General features: G+C 71.7%; 9 protein-coding genes. 4 read left to right on the top strand and 5 right to left on the bottom strand.

Annotation, left to right across the window (positions count from 1 at the left end; all coding sequences use genetic code 11):
• Positions 1 to 329: 329 nt before the first annotated feature.
• From ACZ4Z1_RS04355 to ACZ4Z1_RS04340, 4 genes are all read right to left on the bottom strand, one after another.
• Positions 330 to 1163 (bottom strand): S-methyl-5'-thioadenosine phosphorylase, encoded by an 834-nt coding sequence (locus tag ACZ4Z1_RS04355; RefSeq protein ID WP_468485060.1) that lies wholly within the window; start codon positions 1161 to 1163, stop codon positions 330 to 332.
• A gap of 188 nt (positions 1164 to 1351) precedes the next feature.
• Positions 1352 to 1693, bottom strand: a complete 342-nt coding sequence (locus ACZ4Z1_RS04350) for an FmdB family zinc ribbon protein (RefSeq protein ID WP_468485059.1) — start codon at positions 1691 to 1693, stop codon at positions 1352 to 1354.
• A gap of 69 nt (positions 1694 to 1762) precedes the next feature.
• Positions 1763 to 2983 (bottom strand): MFS transporter, encoded by a 1221-nt coding sequence (locus ACZ4Z1_RS04345; RefSeq protein ID WP_468485406.1) that lies wholly within the window; start codon positions 2981 to 2983, stop codon positions 1763 to 1765.
• A 404-nt stretch (positions 2984 to 3387) separates the two neighbouring features.
• Positions 3388 to 4938, bottom strand: coding sequence for a potassium/proton antiporter (locus ACZ4Z1_RS04340; protein ID WP_468485058.1), 1551 nt, complete (start codon positions 4936 to 4938; stop codon positions 3388 to 3390).
• Between the two features lie 273 nt (positions 4939 to 5211).
• Here ACZ4Z1_RS04340 and ACZ4Z1_RS04335 point away from each other — a divergent pair, with 273 nt between their 5' ends.
• On the top strand, positions 5212 to 8085 hold the full coding sequence (locus ACZ4Z1_RS04335; protein ID WP_468485057.1) for a penicillin acylase family protein: 2874 nt from the start codon (positions 5212 to 5214) through the stop codon (positions 8083 to 8085).
• 198 nt (positions 8086 to 8283) lie between these two features.
• On the opposite strand, the gene ACZ4Z1_RS04330 is transcribed toward ACZ4Z1_RS04335, so the two are convergent.
• Complete coding sequence (locus ACZ4Z1_RS04330) at positions 8284 to 8877, bottom strand: 5-formyltetrahydrofolate cyclo-ligase (RefSeq protein ID WP_468485056.1); 594 nt, start codon at positions 8875 to 8877, stop codon at positions 8284 to 8286.
• Between the two features lie 80 nt (positions 8878 to 8957).
• On the opposite strand from ACZ4Z1_RS04330, the gene galU reads away from it, so the two are divergent.
• The 3 genes from galU to moaC all read left to right on the top strand — a co-directional run bounded on the left by galU (position 8958) and on the right by moaC (position 11934).
• Positions 8958 to 9860, top strand: a complete 903-nt coding sequence (galU, locus tag ACZ4Z1_RS04325) for a UTP--glucose-1-phosphate uridylyltransferase GalU (RefSeq protein ID WP_468485055.1) — start codon at positions 8958 to 8960, stop codon at positions 9858 to 9860.
• Between the two features lie 4 nt (positions 9861 to 9864).
• Entirely contained in the window at positions 9865 to 11181 is a 1317-nt protein-coding gene (glp, locus tag ACZ4Z1_RS04320) for a molybdotransferase-like divisome protein Glp (protein ID WP_468485054.1), read from the top strand.
• A 270-nt stretch (positions 11182 to 11451) separates the two neighbouring features.
• The gene (gene moaC / locus ACZ4Z1_RS04315) at positions 11452 to 11934 is read left to right on the top strand and encodes a cyclic pyranopterin monophosphate synthase MoaC (protein ID WP_468485053.1); all 483 of its coding nucleotides are present in this window, start codon (positions 11452 to 11454) and stop codon (positions 11932 to 11934) included.
• The last annotated feature ends 179 nt before the right edge of the window (positions 11935 to 12113 follow it).

Below are 12113 nucleotides of genomic sequence, written 5' to 3'. Positions count from 1 at the left end.
GGAGGTGGGTGGAGAGGAGGGAGAGGGAGGGAGGTAGGAGGAGAGCTGGGGCACGGTGACCACCGCCTGCGGTGCCGGAATCGGTGCGGACGAAGACCACCGTGCCGGACTTCGCCGAAGCCCGCTCGGCCCTGTGGACAACGGGCGGCGCCGCTCGCTGGCCGAGGGACGCTACCCGCAGGTTGTGGAAAAACCGGTCACCCTCTCGCGCCGCCCCGGCCCCCTCGGCCACGCACGGCAATCGGGTTTCGGCCCCGCACGGCAACAAGTTCTTCGCAGCCCCTCCAGCCGCAGCCCCTCCAGCCGCAGCCCCTCCCGCCCCCGGCCCCTCACGGCAGCTGGATCCCCAGGTCCCAGCCCGCATGCGCGTCCGCGCACCGGCAGGCCCGCTCCGCCGTCGCCGGCAGCGCCCCCACCGCGTCGAACAGCACCTCGCGCAACCGCCCCACGTTCCGGCCGAAGACCTCCAGCACCTCCTCGTGCGAGACGCCCTGGCCCGTCTCCGTCCCCGCGTCCAGGTCCGTGACCAGCGTCAACGACGTGTAGCAGAGGCCCAGCTCGCGGGCGAGCACGGCTTCGGGGTGGCCGGTCATGCCGACCACCGACCAGCCCTGCGCGGCGTGCCACCGCGACTCCGCGCGGGTCGAGAAGCGCGGTCCCTCGACGACCACGAGCGTGCCGCCGTCCACCGGCTCCCACCCGCGCACCCGGGCCGCCGTCACCGCCGCCTCCCGGCCGACCGCGCAGTACGGGTCGGCGAACGGCACGTGCACCACGTTCGGCACGCTGCCGTCCGGCAGCGGGAGCCCGTCGAAGTACGTCTGCGCCCTGGCCTTCGTACGGTCCACGAGCTGGTCCGGTACGAGCAGCGTCCCCGGCCCGTACTCCGGGCGCAGTCCGCCCACCGCGCACGGGCCGAGCACCTGCCGCACGCCGACCGACCGCAGCGCCCACAGGTTGGCGCGGTAGTTGATGCGGTGCGGCGGCAGGTGGTGCCCGCGGCCGTGCCGGGGCAGGAAGGCGACGGTGCGTCCGGCCACCTCGCCGAGGAAGAGGGAGTCGCTGGGGGCGCCGTAGGGGGTGTCGGCCGTGATCTCTGTCACGTCGTCCAGGAACGAGTAGAAGCCGGACCCGCCGATGACCCCGATTTCCGCGTCAGCCATGCGGTCACATTAGACGCGGAGAGGGGGGTTCGGGGAGGGCGCCTGGAGCGTGGGCGGGCCGTTGGGGAGGGGGCCCGGAAACGCCCGTAGCCCCGCCGTCCGGGACGGTGGGGCTACGGCGAAGAGATGCCGGCCGCGCGGGTGGCCGGGGTGCTGCTGGAGTGCTGCCGGGCGGGCCGCGGCGCCGCTCAGGCGGCCGAGGTCTTCGGCGTCGAGCCGGTGCCCGCACCCGAAGAGCTCGACGAACCGGCGGACGACTTGGACTCGCTGCCCGAGGAGGACCCGGAGTCCGAGGACGACGAGGAACCCGACGACGAGGACGAGCTCGACGCGGGGGTGCTGCTGGACGACGAGCCGCGGCTGTCGTTCCGGTAGAACCCGGAGCCCTTGAACACGATGCCGACCGCGGAGAACACCTTCTTGAGGCGTCCGTCGCAGGCGGGGCACTCGGTGAGCGCGTCGTCGGTGAACTTCTGCACCGCCTCAAGGCCCTCGCCGCACGCGGTGCACTGATACTGGTAGGTCGGCACTGTGACTTCCTCCTGGCACTCTCACTCAATGAGTGCTAACGACGCTCCATAGTGCAGTATTCCGGCCCGTCAGTCCACTGTTGCCGGTGTGCGGTGACCGACCCCACGTCCGACGACCCGTGTTCCGGAGCGCGGCACCAGGTGTCCCCGGAACACCGCCAGCACCACCAGCGCCAGCCCCGTACCGCACAGCGGCACCAGGAATCCGGAGTGCGGACCGAAGTGGTCCGCCAGCAGACCGGCGACCGTCGACGCCGCCGCCTGACCGAGACCGACCGCGCCGGTCAGCCACGTGAACGCCTCCGTACGGGCGGCAGCCGGTACCAGCGAGTCGACCAGCGTGTAGCCGGTGATCAGCGCCGGGGCGATGCACAGGCCCACCAGAAGGCCCGCCGCGCCCATCAGCGGCGCCACGCCGACCGCCCACAGCGGGGTGGTCATCAGCGTCAGCAGCCCGTACCCGACCAGCAGGCGGCGCCGGGGGCCGACCTTCCAGGCGATCGTGCCGCACACGATGCCGGCCAGCATGTTGCCCGCCGCGAAGACCCCGTACAGCAGGCCGTTGATGCCGGGCTGCCCGATGTCCTCGGCGAAGGCCGTCAGGGAGACCTGCATCCCGCCGAAGACGGTGCCGATGCCGAACAGGCCCGCGATCAGGACCCGCAAGCCCGGCACCGACAGCGCGGAGACGTGCTTGACGGAGCTGTCCGCCGACCGGTGCACCGGCGGCTGGCTGCGCCGCTGCGCCGCGAACAGCAGGCCGCCGCCCAGCGTCAGGGCGCCCTCGGCGACCAGGCCGGCCGCCGGGTGGATGCCGGTGCACAGCGCGGTCGCCAGCACCGAGCCGATGACGAAGGTGAACTCGTCGGTCACCGACTCGAAGGCGGTGGACGTCGGCATCAGGGGCGTACCGGTCAGCTTGGCGGCCCACCGGGAGCGCACCATGGGGCCGATCTGCGGCGTCGAGGCGCCGGTCGGTACGGCGATGACCAGCAGCGCCCACAGCGGCGCGTGCGACAGCGCCAGTGTGATCATCGCGGCGACCGCCGCCGCGTGCACCAGTACGCCGGGTACGAGCACCGCACGCTGCCCGAAGCGGTCCGCCAGCTTGCCGCTCTGCGGCGCGAACAGCGCCATCGAGACGCCGGTGACCGCCGAGACGATACCGGCGGTGCCGTACGAGCCGGTGGTGTGCTGGACGAGCAGCAGGATGCTGAACGTCAGCATCGCGAAGGGCTGCCGCGCCAGGAAGCCCGGCAGCAGGAACGCCCAGGCGCCGGGGGTACGCAGCAGCTGCCCGTAACCGGGACGGGCTTCCTTGACCGGAGTCTGCCGGGTGGGGGCGGTCCCGTCCTGGGCTGCCTCGCCCTGGACGCCCTTGCCCGCGTTGTCCTTGACCGCGGATGCCACGGCCGAGCCTTTCTACCGCCTGGTAGCGCGCTGCCCGCGAGATTGTCACGGGGTGTGCGCGCCGAGAGCTGTCCTCTCGCGCAGGACCGAGTGATACCGCGTGGTCCGCACCGGGGAGGTGGCTGCGTATGGCAGGGGACCGCGGCCGCCGAGCGGTCGCGCCAGCTCTGCGTCAGGCAGAGTTGGTTCCTTTGATTGCGATTTCATAGTACAGGCCGATACGGGTGCGGCCCTGGTATCCGGCCAGGGCCGCCCGCGGGATCTTTCGCCGGCCGGGCGCCTTCTCACCGCGCCGGCGTATGCGGTGGCCGCCCTCCGGCTCTTCCTTCCGGCCGCTCGCCGGGGCGTTCCCCGGAGACGTCGCCCGGCCGTACCCCCACCTTCTTGACCGGCTGCCGCCCGCCCGGTGTGCCCGGTGCCAGCCAGCCGGCCAGCTTGCCGTGCTGGGAGACGGCCTGGAGCCGGTTCTCGACCGCGTCCCGTACCGGATCCGTGGCCACGACCAGCAGGTCGTCCCCGCGGCGCAGTACGGTCGTCGGCGACGGTACGAAGCTGGTGCCGTCCCGTACGACGAGGGTGACCGCGGCCCCCGGAGGCAGCCGCAGTTCGCTGATCTCCACGCCGTGCATGCGCGACTTGGCGCCGATCGTGGTGGACAGCAGGTGGCCGCGCAGCCGTTCCAGCGGCGCCGACTCGATCCCCAGGTCGGCGGCCTCCTCGTCGTCCCCCAGGCGCAGCTTCCTGGCCAGCCAGGGCAGCGTCGGGCCCTGGATCAGGGTGTAGACGACGACCAGGATGAAGACGATGTTGAAGACCCGGTCGCTGCCGGGCACGCCGCCCACCATGGGGATGGTGGCCAGCACGATCGGTACGGCGCCGCGCAGCCCGGCCCACGACAGCAGCGCCTTCTCGCGCCAGGGCACCTTGAAGGGCAGCAGTCCGAGGTACACCGACAGCGGCCGGGCCACGATCGTCAGGATCAGGCCGATGATCAGCGCCGGGACCGCGTCGTCGAAGAGCGTGTGCGGGGTGACCAGCAGACCGAGCAGGACGAACATGCCGATCTGGCCGATCCAGCCGAGGCCCTCGGCGAAGCCGCGGGTGGCGGCCGAGTGCGGCAGTTTGGCGTTGCCGAGGATCAGCGCGGCGAGGTAGACCGCGAGGAAGCCGGAGCCGTGCGCCAGCGCGCCGGCCGCGTAGGCGGAGACCGCGATGGCCATCACCGCGATCGGGTACAGGCCGGACGCGGGCAGCGCCACGTGCCGCATCCCGTAGGCGCCCAGCCAGCCGACGGCCAGGCCTATGGCCGCGCCGATCGCCAGCTCCAGGGCGATCTCGCCGATGAGGGTGTACCAGTGCTCCACCGGTCCCGCGGTGGAGAACGCGACGACGAGGATGACCACGGGGGCGTCGTTGAAGCCGGACTCGGCCTCCAGGACGCCGGTCAGCCGGGCGGGCAGCGGAACGTTGCGCAGTACGGAGAAGACCGCCGCGGCGTCCGTCGAGGAGACCACCGCGCCGATGAGGAGCGCCTGCCGCCAGTCCAGGCCGACGAGGTAGTGCGCTCCGGCCGCGGTGACCCCCACGCTCACCGCGACACCGAACGTCGAGAGCACCGCGGCCCTGGGCAGCGCCGGTCTGATCTCTTTCCACTTCGTGCCGAGGCCGCCCTCGGCCAGGATCACGACCAGCGCGGTGTAGCCCAGTATCTGGGTCAGCTCGGCGTTGTCGAAGATGACACCGCCGAATCCGTCCTGCCCTATGGCGATGCCTATTCCCAGGTAGATGAGCAGGCTGGGCAACCCGCTGCGGGAGGAGACGCGTACCGCCGCCACCGCGACGAGCAGGACGAGGGCGCAGATCAGCAGAAGTTCGTTGAGGCGGTCGACAGTCAGGGCTGGTCCTTCCTCGTGGCGGGCCGGTCAGGCACGGGAGCGGGCACAGGGCTTGGAGCGGGCGGGCTTTCCTTACCGTATCTAGTTACTGAGGCTAACAATTTACCATTGCTTGAATCTTGGAGGTGCCGGCGGCTACACCGCGTAGGGCTCGGCGGACCCGTGCGCCTATGGTTGCTCCAGCACTCCCACCCTGCCCCTCGAAGGACAGAGATGCCCGCCAACAAGTCCGCCCCCGCCCCTGACAAGGCTGCAAAGAAGCCGAAGAAGAAGGGGCGGCGCGGCCGCCTCGTCGCGATCACGGTCGTGCTTCTGCTCGTGGCGGGCATCGGCTACGGCGCGTACTGGGGCGTCAGCACCGTCCGCGCCTCGTACCCGCAGACCACCGGCTCCCTGAAGCTGGCCGGCCTGACCGCGCCCGTCGACGTCTCGCGCGACGGCAACGGCATTCCGCAGATCTACGCCGACACCGACGAGGACCTCTTCCGCGCCCAGGGCTTCGTCCAGGCCCAGGACCGCTTCTGGGAGATGGACGTACGCCGCCACATGACGGCCGGCCGCCTCTCGGAGATGTTCGGCCGGAGCCAGGTCGACACCGACGCCTTCCTGCGCACGCTCGGCTGGCACGACGTCGCGCAGCGGGAGTACGACACCAAGCTCTCCCCGCAGACGAAGAAATACCTCCAGGCGTACTCCGACGGCGTCAACGCCTACCTGAAGGACCACGAGGGATCCGCGCTCTCCCTGGAGTACGCGGCGCTCGGCTTCCAGAACGACTACAAGCCCCAGAAGTGGACCCCGGTCGACTCGGTGGCCTGGCTCAAGGCCATGGCCTGGGACCTGCGCGGCAACATGCAGGACGAGATCGACCGCGCCCTGCTGACCAGCCGCTTCAGCCCGACGCAGATCGACCAGCTCTACCCGAAGTACCCGGCTGAGCGGAACAAGCCGATCGTCGAGGGCGGCGCGGTCGACCCGGCCACCAAGGACTTCGACGCCAAGGCCACCCCGAGCGGCGGCCTGCAGAACAACTCGGGCTCGGGCACCGGTACGGGCACGGGGAGCGGTACGGGTACGGGGAGCGGTGCCGGTACGCGTACGGGCTCGGGAACCGGCAGCGGGACCGGCACGGGCGCGGGAACCGGCTCCGGAAACGGAACCAACTCCGCCTCCTCCGCCACCAAGGGCGTCAAGACCCAGCTCTCCTCGGTCTCCAAGTCCCTGGAGAAGATCCCGGCCCTGCTCGGCCCCAACGGCAACGGCATCGGCTCCAACTCCTGGGTCGTCTCCGGCGCCCACACCACCACCGGCAAGCCGCTGCTCGCCAACGACCCGCACCTGGCCCCCCAGATGCCGTCGCTCTGGTACCAGATGGGCCTGCACTGCCGCACCACCAGCGCCAAGTGCAACTACGACGTCTCCGGTTACACCTTCTCCGGGATGCCCGGCGTGGTCATCGGCCACAACCAGGACATCTCCTGGGGCATGACCAACCTCGGCGCCGACGTCACCGACCTGTACCTGGAGAAGATCAACGCCAACGGCTACCTGTCGGGCGACAAGCTCCAGCCATACAAGACCCGCAAGGAGACCATCAAGGTCGCCGGCGGCGCCGACCGCGAGATCACGGTCCGTTCGACCGACAACGGCCCGCTGATCTCCGACCGCGACGACGAGATGGCCAAGGTCGGCAAGCACGCCCCGGTCGGCAACGCCGCACCGGACCGCGGCGACGGTTACGGCATCTCGCTGCGCTGGACCGCCCTGGACCCGGGCCGTTCGATGGACGCGGTCTTCGAGCTGAACCGGGCCAAGAACTGGACGGACTTCCGCAAGGCCGCCGCGCACTTCGAGGTGCCCTCGCAGAACCTGATCTACGCCGACACCAAGGGCAACATCGGCTACCAGGCACCCGGCCGGATCCCGGTCCGCGGCAAGGGCTACGACGGCACCCTGCCCGCCCCCGGGTGGGACCCCAAGGCCCGCTGGGACGGGTACGTGCCCCAGAAGGCCCTGCCCAACGAGTACAACCCGGCGCGCGGCTACATCGTCACCGCCAACCAGGCCGTCGTCGACCCGGACAAGTACCCGTACCTGCTGACCAAGGACTGGGGCTACGGCGCCCGCAGCCAGCGGATCAACGACCTCATCCAGTCGAAGATCAAGGACGGCGGCAAGGTCTCGACGGACGACATGCAGACCATGCAGATGGACAACAGCAGCGAGATCGCCAAGCTGCTGACGCCCTACCTGCTGAAGATCGACGTGGACAACGCGTACGTCCGCGAGGCGCAGAAGCTGCTGGAGGGCTGGGACTACACCCAGGAGCCCGACTCGGCCGCCGCCGCGTACTTCAACGCGGTCTGGCGCAACACCCTCAAACTGGCCTTCGGCAACAAGATGCCCAAGGAGCTGCGGGTCGAGGGCCAGTGCCTCAACGTCCGCCCGGCCGACGACACCGGCCCGGCCGACGACCAGGACAAGCTGGTGCGCGAGTGCGGCGAGCGCGCCCCCGACCAGGCGCAGCCCGACGGCGGCGACCGCTGGTACGAGGTCGTCCGGTCCATCCTGGAGGACCCGAAGAACGACTGGTGGAAGACCGAGTCCCGGCCCGGCCGTGTCCTCGACGCCAACCGCGACCAGCTCCTCGCGCACGCCATGCGGGACGCGCGCTACGAGCTGACCAGCAAGCTGGGCAAGAACGTCGACAACTGGAGCTGGGGCCGCCTGCACCAGATGTTCCTGAAGAACCAGACCCTGGGCACCAGCGGCCCGGGCCTCCTCCAGGGCCTGTTCAACCGCGGCCCCTGGAACCTGGGCGGCGGCGAGGCGGCCGTCAACGCCACCGGCTGGAACGCGGCCGGCGGCTACGGGGTCACCTGGGTGCCGTCGATGCGGATGGTGGTCAACCTGGCCGACTTGGACAAGTCGCGCTGGATCAACCTGACGGGCGCCTCCGGGCACGCGTACAGCGCGCACTACTACGACCAGACGGACAAGTGGGCCAAGGGCGAACTGCTCCCGTGGGCCTTCTCCCAGAAGGCCGTCAAGGCCGCGGCGAAGGACACGCTGACGCTGTCGCCGTGAAAGTCGCCGCGGCGGGCGCCGTGACGGCTGGTGCCGTGACGGCTGGTGCCGTGACGGGGCGCTGACCTCTTAGGCCGGGCGGGTCCGAAGTTCTCGGACCCGCCCGGTGGCGTTTGCGGGGGCGCCAGGTGCGTACGTACCCGTAGCGCTCGTACGCCCCTGTACGCACCCGTGTTGCCCGTACCGCCCGTACCGCACCTAAGGTGCGAACCGCCACACACCCCCCGGCGTCACCGCCACATCCACCGGCCGGTCGTGCTCCTCGGCCGGCACCTCCGCCAGCACCTCCGCGTCGTACAGCAGCACCACCTTGGCCGGCCGCACGCCCGCCTTCTCCAGCCGCTCCAGCACCCGGTCGTACGACCCGCCGCCGCGCCCGAGCCGCATCCCGCGCCGGTCCACCGCCAGCCCCGGCAGCAGCACCGCGTCCGTCTCGGTGACGGCCTGCGGGCCCAGCCGGGGCCCGGCGGGCTCCCGCAGGCCCCGTCCGGCGCGTACGAGGCCCCCGGCGCCGTCGTACGGGGCCCAGTCCAGGTCGTTGTCCGGCAGCAGTACGGGCAGCAGCACCCGCACCCCGGCCGCGCGCAGCTGGTCCAACAGCGCGTGCGTGGACGGCTCGCGCCCCACCGACACGTACGCGGCGACCGTGCCCGCCCCCGCCAGCTCCGGCAGGGCCAGCGCACGGCGCGCCAGCACCGCCCCCGCCGCCCGGATTTCACCGGCCGGCAACTGGGCCCTCACGTCCAGGAGATCGCGCCGCAACCCGCGCTTCCCATCGTCGTAACCGCTCATGATGCGCCGTCGCTCCCGCTCCTGTGACCCGTTCTCAGGACCCCATCTTCCGGCGCAAAGTGCCGGTTATCGTGATCCGCATGACTCCATCGCGTACTCGGATCACCAAGGCTGTCATTCCGGCAGCCGGTCTCGGGACCCGCTTCCTCCCGGCGACCAAGGCCACGCCCAAGGAGATGCTGCCGGTCGTCGACAAACCCGCCATCCAGTACGTCGTGGAGGAGGCCGCAACCGCCGGACTCAGCGATGTCCTGATGGTCACCGGACGCAACAAACGCCCCCTCGAAGACCATTTCGACCGCAATTACGAGCTCGAAGAAGCCCTCGACCGCAAGGGTGACGAATCGCGCCTCGCCCGCGTCCAGGAGTCCAGCGACCTGGCCACCATGCACTACGTCCGCCAGGGTGACCCCAAGGGTCTCGGTCACGCCGTCCTGTGCGCCGCCCCGCACGTAGGCGACCAACCCTTCGCGGTCATGCTCGGTGACGACCTGATCGACCCGCGCGACCCGCTGCTCCAGCGCATGATCGAGGTGCGGGAGCAGCACGGCGGCTCCGTCATCGCCCTCATGGAGGTCGATCCGGCGCAGATCCACATGTACGGATGCGCCGCCGCGGTACCCGACGGCGACAACGACGTCGTGCTCGTCTCCGACCTGGTCGAGAAGCCCGACCCGGCCGACGCGCCCAGCAACCTCGCCATCATCGGCCGGTACGTCCTGGACCCGGCCGTCTTCGAGGTGCTGCGCACCACCAAGCCCGGGCGCGGCGGCGAGATCCAGCTCACCGACGCCCTCCAGGCGCTCGCCGCCGACCCGGGCCTCGGCGGCCCCGTGCACGGCGTGGTCTTCAAGGGGCGCCGCTATGACACCGGCGACCGTGGCGACTACCTCCGCGCCATTGTCAGACTGGCGTGCGAACGTGAGGACCTGGGCCCGGAGTTCCGGACCTGGCTGCGCAGCTTCGTCAGCGAGGAGATGTGACACCGTGAGCGCCACCACCGGCCGGACCACCCACCAGGAACGCGTCTGGTCGGTGGCCGACCACCTCGACGACGTCCTGTCCAAGATCCACCCGCTGGAGCCGATCGACCTCCACCTCCTCGACGCGCAGGGGTGCGTCCTGGTGGAGGACGTCACCGTCCCCGCCGCCCTGCCGCCCTTCGACAACAGCTCCATGGACGGGTACGCGGTCCGCGTCGCCGACGTGGCGGGTGCCACCGAGGAATTCCCCGCCGCCCTGACGGTGGTCGGCGACGTCGCCGCGGGCAGCGCCGAGCCGCCCGCCGTCGGTCCCGGCGAGGCCGCCCGCATCATGACCGGCGCGCCGCTGCCGCCCGGCGCGGAGGCCGTCGTGCCCGTGGAGTGGACCGATGGAGGTACGGGCCGCGGGCCCGCCGAGGCGATGCGCGCGCACAGCGCGGCGCCCGAGGCCGCGGGCGGCGAGGTCCGGGTGTACCGCCCGGTCGACGAGCGGCAGCACGTACGCGCCCGTGGCAGCGACGTCCCGGCGGGCGAACTGGCCCTGAAGGCCGGCACCGTCCTCGGCCCCGCCCAGACCGGCCTGCTCGCCGCCATCGGGCGCGCCACGGTCCGGGTCCGGCCGCGCCCCCGGGTCGTCGTCCTGTCCACCGGCAGCGAACTGGTCCAGCCCGGCGAAGAGTTGGCCCCCGGCCAGATCCACGACTCCAACAGCTTCCAGCTCACCGCCGCCGCCCGCGCGGCCGGCGCCATCGCCTACCGGGTCGGCGCGGTCGCCGACGACGCCGAGACGCTGCGCGCCACCCTGGAGGACCAGCTCATCCGGGCCGACATCCTCGTGACCAGTGGCGGTGTCAGCGTCGGCGCGTACGACGTGGTCAAGGAGACGCTCGCGGACCTCTCCGCCGAGGAGGGCACCGTCGAGTTCCGCAAGCTGGCCATGCAGCCCGGCAAGCCGCAGGGCTTCGGCCTCATCGGCCCGGACCGCATCCCGCTGCTGGCCCTGCCCGGCAATCCGGTCAGTTCGTACGTCTCCTTCGAACTGTTCGTACGCCCCGCCATCCGTACGCTCATGGGCCTGCCCGACGTGCACCGTCACACCTCCCGGGCCACCTGCGGCGCGCCCGTCACCTCCTCGCCCGAGGGCAAGCGGCAGTTCCTGCGCGGCTGGTACGACGCCGACACCACCACCGTCACGCCCGTGGGCGGCGCCGGATCCCACCTGATCAAAGCACTGGCCCAGGCCAACGCCCTGATCGTGGTCCCGGAGGAGACGACGGAGGTCGCGGAGGGGGCGGAGGTGGAGGTGGTGTTGCTGGGGTGAGGGGGAGGAGTGGGGCGGGCGCTGCCCTCACCGGCCGGTGGGCGCTGTTCCCGGCAGGCCGTGCGTGCTGTGCGTGCCGGGTGGGCGGTGCTGTCCGTGCCGGGGCGGGCATGCTGTCCGTGTCGGGTCGGTCGGTGCCGTCCGTATCGGGCCGGGAGCGCTGTCCGTATGGGGGCGTGCGTTGCCGTCCCCACCGGGTAGCCGGGTGACGGCCGACGCCTGCGGGTACGGTGTCGTCGCACAGGCGGCACGGTCCGGACCGGGAGAACGATGAGCAGCGGCCAGCAAGACCTCACCCACCTCGACGCGTCGGGCGCGGCCCGCATGGTCGACGTGTCCGAGAAGGACGTCACCGCGCGCACCGCCCGCGCCAGCGGCCGCGTCCTGGTCGCGCCGCGCGTCGTCGAGCTGCTGCGCGGCGAGGGCGTCCCGAAGGGCGACGCGCTCGCCACCGCCCGGATCGCGGGCATCATGGGCGCCAAGCGCACCCCTGACCTGATCCCGCTGTGCCACCCCCTGGCGGTGTCCGGGGTCGAGGTGGACCTGCGGGTGGCCGACGACGCCGTCGAGATCCTGGCCACGGTCCGCACCACCGACCGCACGGGCGTCGAGATGGAGGCTCTGACAGCCGTCTCGGTCGCCGCCCTGACCGTCGTGGACATGGTCAAGGCGGTCGACAAGGGCGCGGTCGTCACCGACGTACGGGTCGAGGAGAAAACCGGCGGCAAGTCGGGCCACTGGAGCCGGTCATGACCGCTGACCAGGGCCCTGACCAGGGCGTACGTGGCGCGCCTGCCGATCCGGGACCGGCCTCGGGGCCCGACGGCGAGCGCGGAACGACCGCGAACCCGGGCCCGGACACGGCCACCGGCCGCCTCACCACCGGGGCGCCCAACCCCGGCCCGGGCACCGCCACCGGCACACCGGGGGCG

This window comes from Streptomyces sp. NPDC030165 (assembly GCF_055573595.1).
The sequence above is the reverse complement of the archived record's forward strand: the minus strand, read 5'-3'. Positions and strand labels throughout refer to the sequence as shown.

Coding starts and splice junctions, on each gene's coding strand:
- ACZ4Z1_RS04355 (WP_468485060.1), bottom strand. CDS start 1,163: ATGGCTGACGCGGAAATCGGGGTCATCGGCGGGTCCGGCTTCTACTCG.
- ACZ4Z1_RS04330 (WP_468485056.1), bottom strand. CDS start 8,877: ATGAGCGGTTACGACGATGGGAAGCGCGGGTTGCGGCGCGATCTCCTG.
- moaC (WP_468485053.1), top strand. CDS start 11,452: ATGAGCAGCGGCCAGCAAGACCTCACCCACCTCGACGCGTCGGGCGCG.
- galU (WP_468485055.1), top strand. CDS start 8,958: ATGACTCCATCGCGTACTCGGATCACCAAGGCTGTCATTCCGGCAGCC.
- ACZ4Z1_RS04335 (WP_468485057.1), top strand. CDS start 5,212: ATGCCCGCCAACAAGTCCGCCCCCGCCCCTGACAAGGCTGCAAAGAAG.